This is a genomic window from Methanolobus tindarius DSM 2278, from assembly GCF_000504205.1.
Lineage (GTDB): Archaea > Halobacteriota > Methanosarcinia > Methanosarcinales > Methanosarcinaceae > Methanolobus > Methanolobus tindarius.
This window is the reverse complement of record NZ_AZAJ01000001.1, coordinates 334,322-351,467: the sequence shown is the minus strand read 5'-3', so window position 1 is coordinate 351,467 and position 17,146 is coordinate 334,322. Positions and strand designations below refer to the sequence as shown.

17 protein-coding genes are annotated in these 17,146 nt (G+C 40.8%); 7 read left to right on the top strand and 10 right to left on the bottom strand.

What is annotated here, in order from left to right:
- Window positions 1-13: 13 nt before the first annotated feature.
- Both METTI_RS01605 and METTI_RS01600 read right to left on the bottom strand, forming a co-directional pair.
- Window positions 14-1,234, bottom strand: coding sequence for an adenosylcobinamide amidohydrolase (locus METTI_RS01605; protein WP_023844063.1), 1,221 nt, complete (start codon window positions 1,232-1,234; stop codon window positions 14-16).
- A gap of 222 nt (window positions 1,235-1,456) precedes the next feature.
- Complete coding sequence (locus METTI_RS01600; protein ID WP_023844062.1) at window positions 1,457-1,753, bottom strand: ArsR/SmtB family transcription factor; 297 nt, start codon at window positions 1,751-1,753, stop codon at window positions 1,457-1,459.
- Window positions 1,754-2,368: 615 nt separating this feature from the next.
- On the opposite strand from METTI_RS01600, the gene METTI_RS01595 reads away from it, so the two are divergent.
- From METTI_RS01595 to METTI_RS01565, 7 genes are all read left to right on the top strand, one after another.
- On the top strand, window positions 2,369-2,989 hold the full coding sequence (locus tag METTI_RS01595; RefSeq protein ID WP_048135016.1) for a flavin reductase family protein: 621 nt from the start codon (window positions 2,369-2,371) through the stop codon (window positions 2,987-2,989).
- Window positions 2,990-3,198: 209 nt separating this feature from the next.
- A complete protein-coding gene (locus METTI_RS01590) occupies window positions 3,199-3,840 on the top strand; it encodes an FmdE family protein (protein ID WP_048135014.1) in 642 nt (213 codons plus the stop codon).
- Between the two features lie 2 nt (window positions 3,841-3,842).
- Entirely contained in the window at window positions 3,843-5,582 is a 1,740-nt protein-coding gene (locus METTI_RS01585) for an ABC transporter substrate-binding protein (protein WP_023844059.1), read from the top strand.
- A 29-nt stretch (window positions 5,583-5,611) separates the two neighbouring features.
- Entirely contained in the window at window positions 5,612-6,607 is a 996-nt protein-coding gene (locus tag METTI_RS01580) for an ABC transporter permease (protein WP_023844058.1), read from the top strand.
- Between the two features lie 2 nt (window positions 6,608-6,609).
- Entirely contained in the window at window positions 6,610-7,434 is an 825-nt protein-coding gene (locus METTI_RS01575) for an ABC transporter permease (RefSeq protein ID WP_023844057.1), read from the top strand.
- Window positions 7,431-8,399 carry an ABC transporter ATP-binding protein gene (locus METTI_RS01570; protein WP_023844056.1) on the top strand — a complete coding sequence of 323 codons (969 nt, stop codon included), beginning with the start codon at window positions 7,431-7,433 and terminating at the stop codon, window positions 8,397-8,399. Before METTI_RS01575 ends, METTI_RS01570 begins: the two co-directional genes overlap by 4 nt.
- A gap of 5 nt (window positions 8,400-8,404) precedes the next feature.
- A complete protein-coding gene (locus tag METTI_RS01565) occupies window positions 8,405-9,205 on the top strand; it encodes an ABC transporter ATP-binding protein (RefSeq protein ID WP_023844055.1) in 801 nt (266 codons plus the stop codon).
- A gap of 51 nt (window positions 9,206-9,256) precedes the next feature.
- On the opposite strand, the gene METTI_RS01560 is transcribed toward METTI_RS01565, so the two are convergent.
- The 8 genes from METTI_RS01560 to METTI_RS01525 form a co-directional block, all read right to left on the bottom strand.
- Window positions 9,257-10,504, bottom strand: a complete 1,248-nt coding sequence (locus METTI_RS01560) for an ABC transporter substrate-binding protein (protein ID WP_023844054.1) — start codon at window positions 10,502-10,504, stop codon at window positions 9,257-9,259.
- A 37-nt stretch (window positions 10,505-10,541) separates the two neighbouring features.
- On the bottom strand, window positions 10,542-11,321 hold the full coding sequence (locus tag METTI_RS01555) for an ABC transporter ATP-binding protein (protein WP_023844053.1): 780 nt from the start codon (window positions 11,319-11,321) through the stop codon (window positions 10,542-10,544).
- Window positions 11,322-11,325: 4 nt separating this feature from the next.
- Complete coding sequence (locus tag METTI_RS01550) at window positions 11,326-12,408, bottom strand: FecCD family ABC transporter permease (protein ID WP_023844052.1); 1,083 nt, start codon at window positions 12,406-12,408, stop codon at window positions 11,326-11,328.
- A 10-nt stretch (window positions 12,409-12,418) separates the two neighbouring features.
- Window positions 12,419-13,240, bottom strand: a complete 822-nt coding sequence (locus tag METTI_RS01545) for an ABC transporter ATP-binding protein (protein ID WP_023844051.1) — start codon at window positions 13,238-13,240, stop codon at window positions 12,419-12,421.
- 1 nt (window position 13,241) lies between these two features.
- Window positions 13,242-14,363, bottom strand: a complete 1,122-nt coding sequence (locus METTI_RS01540; protein ID WP_023844050.1) for a FecCD family ABC transporter permease — start codon at window positions 14,361-14,363, stop codon at window positions 13,242-13,244.
- A gap of 86 nt (window positions 14,364-14,449) precedes the next feature.
- A complete protein-coding gene (locus METTI_RS01535; protein WP_023844049.1) occupies window positions 14,450-15,721 on the bottom strand; it encodes an ABC transporter substrate-binding protein in 1,272 nt (423 codons plus the stop codon).
- The gene (locus tag METTI_RS01530; protein WP_023844048.1) at window positions 15,718-16,308 is read right to left on the bottom strand and encodes a hypothetical protein; all 591 of its coding nucleotides are present in this window, start codon (window positions 16,306-16,308) and stop codon (window positions 15,718-15,720) included. Before METTI_RS01530 ends, METTI_RS01535 begins: the two co-directional genes overlap by 4 nt.
- Before the next feature lie 68 nt (window positions 16,309-16,376).
- On the bottom strand, window positions 16,377-17,141 hold the full coding sequence (locus tag METTI_RS01525) for an ATP-binding protein (RefSeq protein WP_023844047.1): 765 nt from the start codon (window positions 17,139-17,141) through the stop codon (window positions 16,377-16,379).
- Window positions 17,142-17,146 lie beyond the last annotated feature (5 nt).

Sequence of the window (17,146 nt, the reverse complement as noted above, 5' to 3'; positions counted from 1 at the left end):
TGGGTAATTTATTTTAATTGTTGCTCTCGCTGTGATTTTCTTCTGCATAACATTTTCCATTTTTACAGACCCAGGCAGTAATACGTACCCAGTTGTTGAGTATACTGTCTTTTTCGTTGAGGAGTTTGTAAAATGGTGGTTGTTTATCGCAAGGTAAAATTTCAGGAATACTTTTTATAAGTGAAAGTGCAGCTTTTTTGCCGGCTTTCTCAGGAAGCAATTCCCATGATATTTCATCAACAATATGGAGCAGGGATGTTGTTAGACTCACAAGTGCAGGATTTTTTGCAATAATCCTGAGCTCTTCGATAAATTGCGTTTTCCTGTTTTCCCCTTCCATGGAGGAAGCTTCTTCCCAGTATTTTTTTTCATCAATTCCAAACCTTTCAAGCCGCACTAACATATTGCATTGGGTCTGTGATGTAAGGTCAGATTGCTGTGCAAGGGCTTTTTTGGTAGCTTCTTTCACACATTTTCCTATGAGCTCCCCGAGTTTGGAATGTTTTCCGGAGTCGTCAAGATACAGATGGCTGGTATTATCAGAAACCACAGCTATCATATCTGTTCCTGACCCGGTGGCGATTCCCTGAGAATACTGGCTGGGAGCCATAAGTTCATTTACTGCAACGGCTTTAGCTTCACTAGCTGTAACTACCGCGTTCACCATGGCATAATGCGGAACATTGGCACCGATGAGCAAAATGGTGTTAATTGTCCCGGGAATCATGGTGAACTGTCCGTTTTCCTGGTAATATGTTGCAGGATCCCCTGCACGTCCCCCATTGACTTCAATTCCACCGGTGATGATTGCTGTAACTTCAAGATCTCTGAAATTGTGGGTTACTATTGCCACGTTTTTCATATTAGCTGCCGTCATAAGACCGGTAGAATATAGTGGATCAAGTCCCAGCTTTTTTGAAACCAGCGCAGCATAAGCTGAAATTCCTCCTCCTTCTAGAGAGGAAACTTCATGGTCAACATCAGATTCATGCAGAACCTGATGATTATATATGTAGCGAATATCGTTCCGGTATCCTCCATTTAACCAGGATGTAGTGAGCGTATTTCTACCAGATGGCAGTTCCACGACAATCGACTTCTCATGAAGGAAAACCCTTTCTCCACCAGATGTTTGCCATAATAATTCTTTTGAAAGCCAGCTATCATTTTTTACTTCAACCTGGCTGTTTTCCATAGATGAGATGATAGTTTTTTCATCTGTTTTTCCATTCATGTTCAATCACCGGTTAACAAGGTATTTTTCATGGATGATGTAATATTAAATTGAAAAATCTCATACCAAAATTAACACGGAGCATCTGAAAAAAGTTGTATTTATAGAGTGGATTTTACCTCATAGCTATTAGCTTTTTAAGTAATAATGGCATTTTGAATGGCATTTTTGCCGGAGTGTGAATGACTCTGAATTGGTGGTGAAAAATAGTAGTTGGTTTTATCAAACCAAATAATAATTATCCAGAATGTACAATTCCAAATCTGATGAGTAGTCTTGATTAATTATTTTTTTATTCACTTTATTTGGAAGTGAAAGAACATGACTTTTACCAAATATATTTCTTTCAACAAGCTTCGCTTCTTCCAGCACCCGTACGTGTTTGGAAATACTTGTACATGAAATTCCAAGCTCATTTGCAATTTCTGTGATGTGTTTATCTTTGGAAGAAAGTGAATCCAGTATTTTTAATCTTGTTTCATTACCTACCACTTTAATCATGTTAGTCTTTTCAACCATTTGGTAACTCCTTGATGTATCCGTATTCATAAATTCTGCAACCTGCAAAATACCTGGAAACCTACCTACGAATCTATATTTCTAAAGAAATAATTTATTAAGAAGTAGTAACAATACTATATATAGTGCTTTATTTTAGTTATACATCTTAGTTTCTATGCTACAAATTGATGTAATTATATTATAATGCTAATTTACTCTTATACGGAAGAACTATTTTTAATTGCAATTCTCTATGTATTTTTACGGCTATTTATACGTCACTGTAGTATATTTTCTGTAAAATCCGCAATCTTTACTAATCCTATAGATTCAATTATCTGAAGCCTTTTTTCCGTAGAATAGGAGGATTGGCCAATTAAAGTGGAAGGTCTTGGTAAATAAATTGGCCAATATTAACAGGCCAAACACAGCAGTTATGCGTGAACCACTAACATGCTATACAGAATATATTTCGGAGAACTTCTAGTTATTGTTGTGATAGTGTTCGACCTGTCTGGTTCTAAATAGTATTTCTTCATATATCAATGTTACGAATAAACATAAAAATAACAACTAATAGCTATTTATTGTATTATGGTATTACTAAAATCTGTAAATAAAATGGTGAAAACTATGGAATTAAAACCATTCAAAAAAGAATCTGTAATGCCTCTTCCTGTTGCTTTCATATCTACGGTAAGTAAGGAAGGTGTAAGAAACATTGCTCCGTATGGCTGCGTAATGCCGGTACTAAGACCTCTTGATCTTATATGCATCGCAACGGCAAAAAGAAGAGACACGCTTGACAATATCAGAGAAACAGGAGAATTTGTCGTGAATCTTGCCGGTGCAGATTTTGCAGACAAGGTTATACCAACTGCAAAAGCGATTCCTGCCGATCAGGATGAATTTGAATTTGCAGGTCTTGAGGAAAAACCATCAAAAAAGATCAGTGCTCCCGGAATAAAAGGATCTTATGCATGGATGGAGTGTGAACTTTTCAAACTGTATGAAGAAGCCAGCTACATACTTATTATGGGAAAAGTTGTCCACCTGGAAGTTGAAGATGAAGTATATGATGAGACTGGATTATGCAATGTGGACAAAGCCCGTCCTTTAATGATGATGGGTGCAGATGATGGCATGCATTTCTGCACAGTTGAAGAACTTGGAAAATTCGAACCTTTCAGTGCAATGTTTCCCCAGGGAAAAGACCCGCTTGCTAAAATGTACAGGGAAAATGATTCTACTTAATATCAGATAAAATGATGTCTGCACATTTATTCTTTTCATCTTTTTTATTGATTTTTAGTTCACAATATTACGGGTATCGTATAATTTGTGTTATCATATGATTTACAATATTTGATATCAAATTATCGATGTTATTATTATATTCGAGTAAAATCTAATAACACGAAAACTATTATATGTATTACTTACTTTTACCATTCGTGATTATCATGTCATCAGATTGTTCTACCGAAAACACAACTAGAGAAATTGCTCCATTTGAAGATGCTGCGAAGTTCCACGGACACGTCTGTCCTGGCCTTACAATTGGTTACATCGCAGCAAAAGCAGGTATTGAAAAACTGGAAACCGAAAGGGACATTGACGAGGAACTTGTCACCATCGTGGAAAACGATGCTTGTGGAGTCGATGCAGTTCAGGTGCTTACGGGCTGCACAATAGGCAAAGGCAATCTCATTTACAAGGACCATGCAAAACAGGTATTCACATTCATCTGCCGTGACAGCAAAAAAGCTGTAAGGGTAGCCCTTAAAGCAAGTTTCAATATAGACAACATCGACCCGAAGGTCAGTGAACTTCGTCCTAAGGTCATGTCAGGAACTGCTACTGATGAAGAGGTAAAAGAGTTCAGGGAAAGAATGGATGGCATTTCAGTCACAATGAGAAACACTCCTGTTGACGAGATGTTTGAGGTCAAATTTGTTGATGCAAAAATTCCCGGAAAAGCAAGGATATTCAATTCAGTCCAGTGTACAAAATGCGGTGAAATGATGGCAGAATCCAGAGCCAGAGTGCAGAATGGTGAATATATCTGTATTCCTTGTTATGAGGAATACAACAGAGGATGGTAACGATGAAATTGAGTAAAAGATCAATTTCTCTTTTCATATCATTACTTCTTGTAAGTACAGTAATCGCAGCATTATTCGTACCTGCATCAGCTTCAGGCGAAGACAGCACCGAAGAAAGAGTATTTACTGCAAGCTGGGGCACAAGCTCAACAGCAGACTGGGGTTTTCCTTCCCCATTGACATTCTATCCTCGTGGTCCCGGATATATCATGACAAGCTACTGTTTTGATGCACTTGTGTGGCCGGAAGAGTCAGGAGATTTCACTGGTCTGCTTGCTGAATCATGGGAAAGTTCCGATGATGGTCTTGAATGGACATTCCACCTGAGAGAAGGAGTAACATGGCATGATGGTGAACCATTCACAGCAGATGATGTCGTTTTCACAATGGATTACATAAAAGGAAAAGCATCAATAAGTCCTATAGGTTCAAGCTGGTATAACACTGGCGTAATTAACAGTGTTGAGGCTCTCGATGAACATACTGTTGTTATCACACTAAATTATCCTTATGCACCTTTCATGCAACAGGTTGCAGCAGTCATCCCAATAATGCCAGAACACATCTGGGAAGATGTTGAAGACCCAAGTAAATACATGGAAGATGAGGCTGCAATAGGTACAGGGCCTTTCATTCTTGAAGATTATGACACGGACCAGCAGTCCTACAAATACACTGCTAACAAGGATTACTTCCTTGGCGAACCAATTATAGACACTCTCATCTATGTCAAGACATCCGATGTTGTTATTTCCCTGAAGACAGGGGAAGTGGATGAATCAGGCCTCACTCTCGACCAGGTTCAGGCACTTGATGAATCAGACAACATGGAGGTTATCAGCGGACCAGGTTACTGGGTTTACCGCCTGAGATTCAATATTCCTTCAAATACAATACTCAATGATACGACTGTTCGCCAGGCAATTTATTATTCACTGAATTGTTCGGATATTGAGAGCAGAGTACTTCATGGTGGTGGAATTGAAGGAAATCCGGGATATGTTCCTCCTTATTCAAGCTGGTATAATCCTGATGTAACCCAGTATGAATATGATATTGAAAAAGCCAATCAGATACTGGATGATGCAGGTTATTCTGAGACTAACAGTGATGGTATAAGACTGGATTCAGAAGGAAACCCACTTGAGTTCCAGTTATTGTATTCTTCTGACCAGCAGAGCCAGAGGATTGCTGAACTTGTCCAGACATACCTGAAGGAAATAGGCATTAGTATAACTCTTAAACCTGGAGACACCAAGACCGTTGACGGACTGGTCGGTGCAGGTAATTTTGACCTTGCAATATACTCACATGGTACATCCACAGACCCTGCCAGAATGCTGAACTCATTCCCGACATCAACCGGATGGAACAATTCGGAATTCATGGCTCTTGCAGAAGAGCAGATGAGCACAATGGATGAGGATGAGCGTAAGGAACTGGTTGACAAGATGCAGGTTCTTATAGCTGACAACGTGCCAACGATTCCGCTCATGTACAGGAACGTTTACAGTGCAACCAGTAAGGACACAGTAACCGGCTTCTTCTATACGGATGGTGGAGTAGGTGGCGGTGTGCCAACCGAATACAACAAACTTGTTTTCATCTATGGAACCTGGAACGGTGACAACGATGACACTGCTGAAGGAACAACAGAGAATGCAGCTTCAAGCATAGGAATCCTTGGTTCAGTTGCAATCCTTGCATGTACCTTCATCCTGATACGCCGCGGGAATAGCTAAACAGGGAAAAGCAGGAGAGATAAAGAGCAATGGACAGGAAAAGGTCAGGGCATATAATATCCAGGGGACTGGAGTATGCCATCACTTTTTTCCTGATCCTTGCAATCAATTTTTTTCTTCCCCGGGTAATGCCAGGTGGACCACTACTCAGTATCACAGGCAGCCAGAGTGCTGATCTTCCTGTGGTCATCGATGAGGAAATGAAATACAAGTTGATGGAATACTATCATCTTAATGACCCTCTCCATATCCAGTTCATACATTACATCTTAGATGCATTGCATCTTGATTTCGGTTATTCTATTTTCTATAATGTACCTGTAGTTGACATTCTCATAGGCAGACTTCCGTGGACAATACTTCTCATGGGCACTGCTCTTGTATTTTCAACGATCTTCGGTATTATAATCGGCCTTGAATCTGCCTGGAAACGAGGGGAGAAACTGGACCATGCACTTCTTGTAATAATGCCGTTTTTCAGGTCGATACCTGCATTCTTCCTTGGAGCTATCATGATATTTGTCTTCGGATACAAGACCGGATGGTTCCCAACTTCAGGTGCAATAACCCCGTACATGAACTATTCAGGGTTCAGTGATTATGCACTGGACATCCTTTCACATCTTGCATTGCCGATGCTCTGTCTTGCTGCTTTTGAAATGCCTGGTACATATTTGCTTGTAAGGAACGTCTGTGTTCAGCAACTTGGAAAACCGTATGTGCTCATGGCAGAAGCCAGGGGACTAAAAGATCGGACAATAAAAAAACATGTGCTTATCAATTCAATTGTGCCTGTGATTAACCAGATAGCTGCAATGCTTGGTTTTATGGTGGCAGGTACGGTGTTTATAGAAACCGTTTTCTCATATCCGGGAATGGGGCTGCTGGTATACAATTCATTTATAGAACGCGATTATCCGGTGCTTCAGGGAGCTTTCATATTCATGTCACTGGTGGTGCTGGCATGTAACTATGCGGCTGACATTGCATGTTCCTATATAGACGGAAGAACGGGGCAGGATTGAAAATGCACGAAAAAACGTTGTTACAGAGATTGCAAAGTCCAAAAGGTATTACCGGACTTGTCATTCTTTGTTCTTTCATTTTCGTTGCAATTGCAGCGCCGTTAATCACGCCCTATTCACCTGCTGATGTATCCAGCAATCCTTTACTTAAGCCCAGTAGTGAACATCTCCTTGGAACCGATGATGTTGGAAAAGACATATTTTCCAATCTCGTCTACGGATCAAGAACTTCGCTGATGGTAGCCCTGATGGTCTCTTTCGGTGTTTTGGTTATTGGTACTCTTGCAGGTGTATTTTCAGGGTACACCGGTGGGAACTTTGACAGGGTCATGATGAGAGGAGTTGATATTTTCCTCATGATACCGGACCTGCCTCTTATCCTGATACTTGCAGCGTATCTGAGTCCAAGTCTCTGGAATATTATTTTCATTCTTATTGTAATGGGATGGCCTGTCGGTGCAAGAATCACCAGAGCCCAGACAAAAACATTGAGAGTCTCAGGTCATGTGGACTTTGCCAGAGTCTCAGGAGCTGGTAACTGGTATGTAATCAAAAAACACATAGTTCCTGACCTGTATCCGATAATGATAACCACAGTTGTCATGCAATCCATCCGTGCCATACTTTCAGAATCAGGTCTTGCATTCCTGGGTCTTGGAGATCCTTCATTTCCAAGCTGGGGAACCATGATAAAATATGCAGTATCATATCCGCTGGTATTTTTCACGGATGCATGGATGTGGTGGCTGATGCCTGCCGGACTATGTATCACTTTATTAGTACTCTCTTTTGTGCTTGTTGGACAGGCACTGGAAGGTGAAAAATGATGTCATTGCTTGATGTTAAAGGACTGAATGTTGATTTTTCAACGAAGGAAGGCATGCATTACGTACTCAAGAATGTGGATTTCAACATAGGCAAAGGAGAAATTGTAGGTCTCATAGGCGAATCCGGTTCTGGAAAATCCACACTTGCCATGACAGTTCTGGATATAAATTCCCACAACAGGCATATGTCAGGAAATATCAGCTTTATGGGAGAGAGGATTGACAGCATCAAAAAGGAAAAGATGCGCCAAGTCAGGGGAAAAAGCATCGGATTTGTTCCCCAGTCTTCAATGAATGCACTTAACCCACTTGTGAAAATAAAGTCACAATTCTTTGAGACAATTAAAGCTCATACAAATATGTCTCGTGAGGACATGCTTTCATTGACTGAAAAGTCACTTGAAATGGTAGGTATCAATCCTTCAAGAATGAATTCCTGTCCCTATGAATTCAGTGGTGGACAGCGACAAAGAATAATGATCGCACTTTCAATGCTCCTTTCACCTGAATTAATCATTGCTGATGAGCCGACCACCGCACTGGATGCAACGGTTCAACTGAAAATTATCGAACTACTAAAGGATGTAGTAAAGCAGAAACATACATCTATGCTTGTGATTTCCCATGACCTGCATACAATTTCCAGAATATGTGACAGGATTTACATCATGTATGCGGGAAAAATTGTGGAAACAGGTACCAGGGATGAAATTCTTAACAATCCTGTTCATCCGTATACCCGGAAACTTCTGGCTTCAAGATTACCTCTGATGTGTGAGCCTGTGAGGGTGAAAGGAATATCAGGCACTCCGCCTTCAACTTTGAAGAAATACGAGGTCTGCGAGTTTATGGAACGCTGTGACAGGGTTTCAGAAATATGCAGGACTGTAAGACCTCCTGAATGTACAGGTAGTGTGAAAGTAGCATGTCATCTGGAATCTAATTCTGAGTGCCATTTGGAGTGATAATAATGGAAGATTCCTGTCTCATAAAAATAGACAATCTCAGCAAGGTGTTCAGAGGTAAAGGTATTTTGAGGAATGACCCTGAGGTAAAAGCTCTTGATAATGTTTCCCTTGCTGTGAAAAAAGGTGAAGTGCTTGGAATCATCGGTGAAAGCGGAAGTGGAAAAACAACTCTTGGAAAACTGATACTGGGTCTATTGAAGCCGACTTCCGGAAATATCTCTTTTGCAGATATCAACAATAATTCCACAGAAAACGGTAAACCTGTTGTTCAGGTGATATTCCAGGACCCTTATGATTCTCTAAGTCATATGATGACAGTTGAACAGCTCGTGGCAGAACCTTGTATTATTCAAAACGGGAAGAATGTTGACAGGAGCAAGATTGTTCGTGCTCTTGAATCTGTTGGACTCACACCAGTTGAGAGTTTTCTCCATAAATACCCCCATACCCTTAGTGGAGGACAGCGCCAGAGAGTAGCAATAGCAAGGGCGATAATCACAGAACCTGACATGATAATTGCCGATGAACCAATATCAATGCTTGATGCATCCATTGGGGTTGATATCCTCAACCTGATGCTTGACATGAAAGAAAAAATGGGCATTACTTTCATGTTTATCACACACGATATTGCTGCAGCTGCGTATATATCAGACAATATTGCTGTCATGAAAGAAGGAAAAATTGTCGAATACGGCTCCAGAAAGCAGATAATTTCTGATTGCTGTCATGAGTACACAAGATCGCTTCTTTTATCTGCAACCAGTGGAAAAATAACTGATGAAAATTCTTGTTTTGAATGATTAATTAAATAAAAAATCCATACTGTTTCCAGCATGGATTATTATAGCTGCTCAGGAACAACTTTGACATTCATCTATAGTCCAGTCCATCCATTGTGCTGAACGCAACTGCTTTGCTGTTTCAACATCAACACCATAGACATTCTGGTAGAATGTAATAAGCCATTCATCAAGCTCCACATCCTCAAACAGCTCAGGATAAGTGCCGGTTGCAATAACCATTACATCTATAGGGTATTCCAGCCTCTTCGCACAATTACATGGTGACCATGGAAGGGCTACTACTCTCCTATTTTGGATTGCATCCATTTCCTGCAGATTCTGGTAATAAGGTGCCTGGTAAAGTTCAAGTGGTGGATGGTATCCTGAGGCTGTACATAGAACAATAACATCAGGGTTCAATGCCAGCAGATGCTCTGCACTTACCGTTTTAAAATATCCTTCTTCCTGGAAAGCATTGTTAGCATTCACTATATCTTCAATAAAGAAGGATTCAAAAGTGTCAAGTCCGAATACCTGTCCGGCTCCGCCTTCTCCTCGTGCTTTAGGTGATGCTCCAAATACCAGCACATCAGTTTTTTCATCTGCCTGAATGTCCTGTGTTCGCTCACTTACAAAACTGACTTGTTCTTCAAGGTAATCTGCAATGATCTGAGTTTCATCTTCTTTTCCAAAAATCTGGCCGATTATGTTTATTTCATCGGAGATGGTGGCCATGTCTGGAGAATCATAACAATTCGGATCATAAAGAACAACTATCGGAAAACCAAGTGATTCCATAGTTTCAATGCTTTTCTGTGTATTTTCATCGTCAAGATATCGTAAAGAACAACTTCCAACACGAACTATCACCACATCAGGCTCAAGGCTTGCAAGGGTTTCATAGTTCACTGCAGAACCAGATGAAACAAAGAGTGGAAGATCCATGATCCATGGATTGAGATATGTTACGGGGTTCATTCCGTTCTTGTATTCATAAGTTTCTCCACTAACGGTTTCATATGTGTAATTGAAATTACGTTGAAGACAGCTCGAGCCGACCCCTACCAGTGTATCCTGGACACCGATGGATGTCATTACACCTTCTACCAGACCATCGCTGACAGTAGCAACGCGTTTAATATTTGCTGGAATCTGGACTTCGACTCCACGGCTGTCAACAACTGTTCTGTATTGTTCATCGGTATTTGTGTCGTCTGAAACAATACTATTATCGGTCATATTCTCAGTACATCCGGCACTTAGCAGAATGCACAGCAATATACCCAACACTGCAATATACTGTACCTTTGATTTCATTTTAAATCCTCAATAAAAAAGAAAAAAGTGATTGGTGCTATCCAACTCTGGCAGACACGCTTCTTGGCAATACCATTCTTATGCCTTCAAAAGACCTGACTGAACACATATCCTGATAAACATCATTGAGTACGGATTCTGTTATCACATCATGTGGCGGACCCTGACAGAGAATACCACTCCTGTTCATAACTACTACTTTGTCACAGAACCAGGATACGTGGTTAGGATCGTGGCTGCACGCAAGAATCGTTATGCCCTGATCTTTGACTTTTCTCATCAGGTTCCAGATTCTCATCTGGTTGCTAAAATCCAGGGCAGATGTAGGTTCATCCAGGAAAATAATTCTTGTTTCCTGAGCAATTGCCCGAGCTATCAATACCATCTGACGTTGTCCTCCTGACAATTGATTGTAAGGTTGCTCTGCCAGGTGTGAAATGTCAAGTAATTCTAAAGCATTCCATGCTTTTTCCTTGTCATCACGACTAATGCCAAAAAATCCTCCAAGGTGCGGAGTTCTTCCCATAAGAACAACTTCCTTTACAAGATACGGAAAGGGCGGTTTATGCTCCTGGGGAACATAGGCAACGATTTTTGCCATATCCTCGATGCTACATTCTTTAATATCCACACCATCCATGACAACTGAACCAGTGTGGTATTTCAGGAAATTCATACAGCATTTGAAAAGCGTTGTTTTCCCGCAGCCATTAGGTCCGAAAAGCCCGCATAACTGTCCTTCTTCAACGTTGAAAGACAGGTCATTCAGAATTTTGCTGCTTCCATAGTTAAAATGGATATTTTTTACTTTCAGCATCTTATCACCCCAGTAATGATCTTCCTTTATTTCGCAGGAGATAACACAGATATGGTGCACCGACTATCGAAGTTATAATTCCTACCGGAATCTCGGAAGTTGTCAATGTTCTTGCCATCGTATCACAGACAATAAGGTAGATGCTTCCAAGCATAGCAGCAGATGGGATAACAAACCTGTTATCCGGTCCGAGTATCATCCTGGCAGCATGTGGCATCATAAGTCCGACCCATGCGATTATGCCTACAGTGGAAACAGCTACGGCAGTCACAAGTGTTGCAATGGTGATTATGATAAGTTTTGACTTTTCAGGATTGACACCCAGTGCTTTTGCTTCTTCATCTCCCATTGAAAGGATGTTGAGTTTCCATGAATACATCCACATTATCAGGAATGAAATGAAAACTATTGGAACAGTGAGAAACACATCCTGCCAGGTTGCATAGTAGAATCCTCCCATAAGCCAGAACACGATTTCACGCAGAGCAGAGTCATTTGCCATGTATTTTAGCAGGGATACAAGTGCTGAAAAAATCGATCCGATTATTACTCCTCCAAGTATCAGGGTCACGATTGGTGTTTGGCCACGTGTCCTTGCAAGGGTGTATGCAGCCAGCACTGCAAGAGAACCGAATACGAATGCGGATATCTGAACTGAACTGAAAACAGAAGGATAAACAATTCCAAGTGCTGCACCAAATGCAGCACCGGATGATACACCAAGAATATAAGGCTCAACAAGCGGATTTCTAAAACAACCCTGAAAAACAGCACCTGAACTTGCGAGTGCAGCTCCGACAGTTATTGCAAGCAGAATCCGCGGAAGACGAATGTTCCATATGATTGTGTTATGCAATTTACTGACATTGGAAATATCACCAAAGAGTCCTATATTTGCGAATATGGTGGCATAGACATCTGTAAAAGAAATATCATAAGCTCCCATAACCATAGCAATAGCTGCTGCAAAAAACAAAGTCACGAAAAATATGAATAGAATTCCATATTTTCGTATATCGGAGAATGTTTCAATATTGATTTCGTTTCTGTCCGTTAATTGCGAACTTTTCCTGAAAACTTCAAACATTTTCATTCTCCTAAGCTTTTAATCCGTCTTCAGCCTTCATCATGCAGGAATCAGCTGCCAGTCCCACCTGCTTGAGTGGCATCACATACGGAATTCCTGCATGTGTATGCACATGTGCTTCAACACCGTAGACCTGTTCAATATTATCACAGGTAAGCACCGAAGCCGGATTCCCGGCAGAGACGATTTCCCCGTTTTTCATCATCAGGATCCAGTCTGAATACTTGGAAGCCATATTGAGGTCATGGACAACCATTAACGCTGTCACATTTTTATTATTGACAAGAGCTCTCACATTTTCCATAACATCAAGCTGATGCCAGATATCAAGATTACTTGTGGGTTCGTCAAGGAGAATAACCCCTGTTTCCTGTGCCAATGCTCTTGCTATCAGGATCTTTTGCTGCTGACCTCCGCTGAGTTCGTCAAAATTACGTAAAGCAAGGTCATCGAGTCCCATTTCTTCAAGAACCTGCCAGACTTTTTCCTTATCATCTTCGTTACTGAACCATCCAAGATGAGGTCGTCTTCCCATCATAACTGTTTCAAATACAGTTGTAGGGAAGACCCTGTTCGAACTCTGAGGGACATAGGCAACATTTCTTGCCACTTCCATCCGTTTCATTTCATGAATGCTGTTTCTGTCAACAAGAATCTCTCCTGATTCAGGTTTGAGTATTTTGTTGACACATTTAAGCAGCGTTGATTTGCCTGCTCCGTTTGGTCCAACAATGCTGACAAAGCTTGATCTGTCAATATCGACTGATACATTTTGAAGTATTTTTGTGCTGTTATAGCCAAAAGTGACATTGTTTACATTCACCGTAACCATTTTACCAGAACTCCTTGCGTTTTCTTTTGAGAATGAGGTACATGAAGAACGGTACTCCAAGCAGGGAGGTCATGATGCCTGTCGGAATGATTGTCGGTCTTATCAGGTTCATACCTGTAACATCGGCACATATCAGTACAAGCGCACCCAAAAGACCCGATGCAGGGAAGAGGTATTTGTGATCCGAACCGATTACCATACGTGCCATATGCGGTGCAACCAAACCTATGAAAGCGATAGTTCCTGTAAAACATACAATGGTTGCAATTAGAAGACTTGCAAGCAGCATGCAGAACATCCTGACCTTATTTGCATCAATTCCGAGACTTTTTGCATTCTCGTCTCCGATTACCATGATATTCAGGTCGTTTGCCTTCATGTACAAAAGCGGTGTGCAAATCACAAAGACACATAGCAGAAGCAGGAAATTGCTCCATGAAAAAGCAGACAGGTCTCCCATTCCCCAGCTCACCATCAGACGGAGCTGTTCATCCGTAGCGAAATACTGAAAAAGGTCTGTGAGAGAACTGAAAAGATAATTAATAGCAATTCCCGCAAGTATAAGTGTCTCTGATGTTGCTCCTTTGAGACTTGCAAGAGCAATAATGAACAGGGAGCACAGCATTGCAAACATGAAGGCATTACCCACAAGCAGATATGGGCCGCTTATTACTCCTACTCCCAATACGGCAGCAACCGCAACTCCAAAACTTGCTCCTGAGGAAATACCAAGTGTAAACGGACTTGCCAGGGGATTTTTCAAGACGGATTGCATTACGCATCCGCATATTCCCAGGCCAAAACCTGCCATTATGCCTGCAACGATACGTGGTAAACGAATGTTCCAGACAACCTGTGATGGAAGACCGGAGGTTGCAAAAAGGTCAGGGAAATATCTGGAAAAAAGAATCTTGTAGACTTCAATTACTGAAACTTCAAGAGGGCCGATTGTTACAAAAAAAGCTCCCAGTAAAATAATAAGAGCAAACATGCTGATTAGAAGTATTATCTTTCTTCCAACAAAACGCTGGTAATCTTCTCTTACAGCAGAATGTTGCTTTTTATCAGAACCACCTGAATTTGTTGTGTTCAGATTGTTCTTTTTTTCAAATAGATTTAGCATATTTTCACCAAAAATTGCAGGGAAAGAATATGCAGATCAAATGCAGCGTTTTCTTTCCCTGTAAAAATTACATTTTGCAGTTTTGTTCAATACACTTCTTTTGCAAATGTCTGGTATTCGGCAAGCTCAGTGAATACTCCATCAACTCCAAGAAGTTCCTTGTAAATTTCATTTCCTTCAGCTTCCAGATCAATATCACTGAATTCTTCAGGATGCAAGCGCTTGGCCATGTAGATCATATTCAGCAAGGTTCTGTCAATCGGTCTGCCTCTGCAGTAAGGATAGAAACAATCATAGACCTGATCATTCATTACAGCAGGGATCTCAGACAATTCCGGAGTTTCTGTTACAAAACCAACTCCGCTCTCTCCATCCCATGTACTTTTGGCAACGAAAATAACATCAGGTTCCCAGACAACTATTTGCTCAGGTGCAACATTTATCTCTTCACCTGTACAGTCTTTTGCAAGATTGATTCCACCGGCAATGCTTAAAGGCTCATATACAGCTTCAGTGCGTGTAAAGTCTCTGCCTTCAACAGAATCATAAAAACCTTTTGTAGCTCCTCTTGGTGCAAAATAAACTGTCGGCTTTTCACTTTCATCTATCTGGGATGTCACTGATTCTATCATTTCAACTTTTGACTCGATGAATGACACAAGTTCACTTGCTCTTTCTTCTTCGTCAAGGACATCTCCTAACAATTCTATCTGGTTGTAGTTTTCTCCAAATGTGAATCCAGATCCGATATCTACACAAGGACATCCTACTTTTTCTTCGATAAGATCTCCACGATTATACCAGAGTGTATCTAAAACAACATCAGGCTGAAGAATTGCCATTGTCTCATAGTCAATCTCTTTACGTGTGTTTGTTTCAGGAAGATCATCCAGCTGTCCATCATCATATGTCTGGAGAGCTTCCCATGCATCCACAACGAGCTTTTCATCATTAGAGTCTCTTGGAAGCACACAACCACCACGTGTACACTCGTCTGTTGCTACTATTTTATCAATATCTCCCAGTGAAATAACAATTCTTGAATTATCAGGATTAGTTGTGATTATTCTTTCAACTGGCCTGTAAAAAATTACTTCTCTGTCATTGCCGTCTATAATGGTTTTTGGTCTTCCGTCCCAGAATGTAAGTATATATGCAGCATCTCCGACATCATCCAGAGTATGGTCTCCTTCCTCAAGCATATAGTCACATACTACATCTGAAACCTCGCTTTCAGTCAATACTCCGTCACCATCATCACATGGAAGACTGGAACCTATTGCGGCAGCATTCATTGCGGAAGCAAATGAACAGGCAAGTACTATCATTCCAATCAAAAAAATTCTGCTTTTGTTCATTCTTCCTTCCCTCCGTTTTTCCTTACTAAAAGAACACATACAAAAATAGAGACCGAAGCCAAAAAGAAACTAAAACCCGGTACACTGGATTCCACGCCGGATTCAGAATCTCTGGAAGAATCTGCAGTGGAACTCTGTCCGCTTGAAGCAGAATTAGGATCAGTTACTGGAACCCATCGTTCTTTTCCTTCATTTAATTCCTGTGTCTGGTAAAGCATGTCAACCCAATATCCTTCAAACGAGTTTTCAGCATCATCAGAAGGGATTACATTATATTTTACTTCAGTAACGTCAGTCACTGAGAAAGAGATTTTTCCTGCATCCCTGTCAACTTTAAAAGACGTGGCACTTGATATATCTGCATCTGATTCAGGGAAAGTGAACCCCTGTGGAATAGTTTCCACTATACCCAGAATAAACGGGCTCTCTCCTGTTATTTCCAGCGTAATCTCTGCCATTTCGCTTTCTGAAAAATCAGAAGGCACATGCCTTTCAACGTCAATAAGTTCCGAGCAGGAAGCAAAACCGATACTGGCAACTAAAAAAACCAGCAGGCTTATACCAACAACAAATTGCTTTATGTACATATTATCCTCTTAATTTCAAAAATTACAGTTCAATTATTTAACAAGTGAAGTGAAATTTAAGTGAAATTCTAAGTGCTACTTATATTCTTCAAAAAACCACAGATTTCTTCAACCTCAGGCACATCCACCTGGAATTTTTCACCAAGAAGTCCGGCTTTAAAAACAGAAACCATCACAGGAAGAGTTGCAATAATTCGGTCTTCTGGAACTTTTTCACAAAGCACGGTTTTAGTTTTTCCTTCAACTCTATTAAGTACATAATAGAGGTCTTTCCCGGCAGCTTCTGCAAGGCTGCTTATCTTTTCAGAAAGACAGATGGACTCATAGGACGGATCAATTACCATTAGAAGTGCATCGCATCCTTCCTCCACTCCCCTGCCAAAATGTTCTATTCCGGCCTCGGTGTCAACTAAAACAATATCATTGGTTCCTGCATCAATATTCTTTATCAGGTGCTTTGAAAGAACTCCCATTGGACAGGCACACCCTTCTCCGAAGTCGTGTATCTTTCCAACAGCCATCAGTGAAATGTTGTCTGTTTTTGAGATGTATTCACCGGGTATGTCTGCAATTTCCCATCTGTTATCAAAGAACTTTACTTCTTCTCCGGTTGAAAATGAAGCTTTCATTCTTTCAACAAGATCTTTTTTCCCGCCAAAAAAATTCAGGAAATCCTCTGGAAGTTCCACTCCCAACTGCCTGTGAAGTCCGAAATTGGATTCGTCATTGTCAACCACAAGTACATTGTATCCATCTCTGGACATTGCCTGAGCCAGCAATGCTGTTAACGTGCTTTTACCACATCCGCCTTTTCCGCATATCAGTATTTTCAAACTCT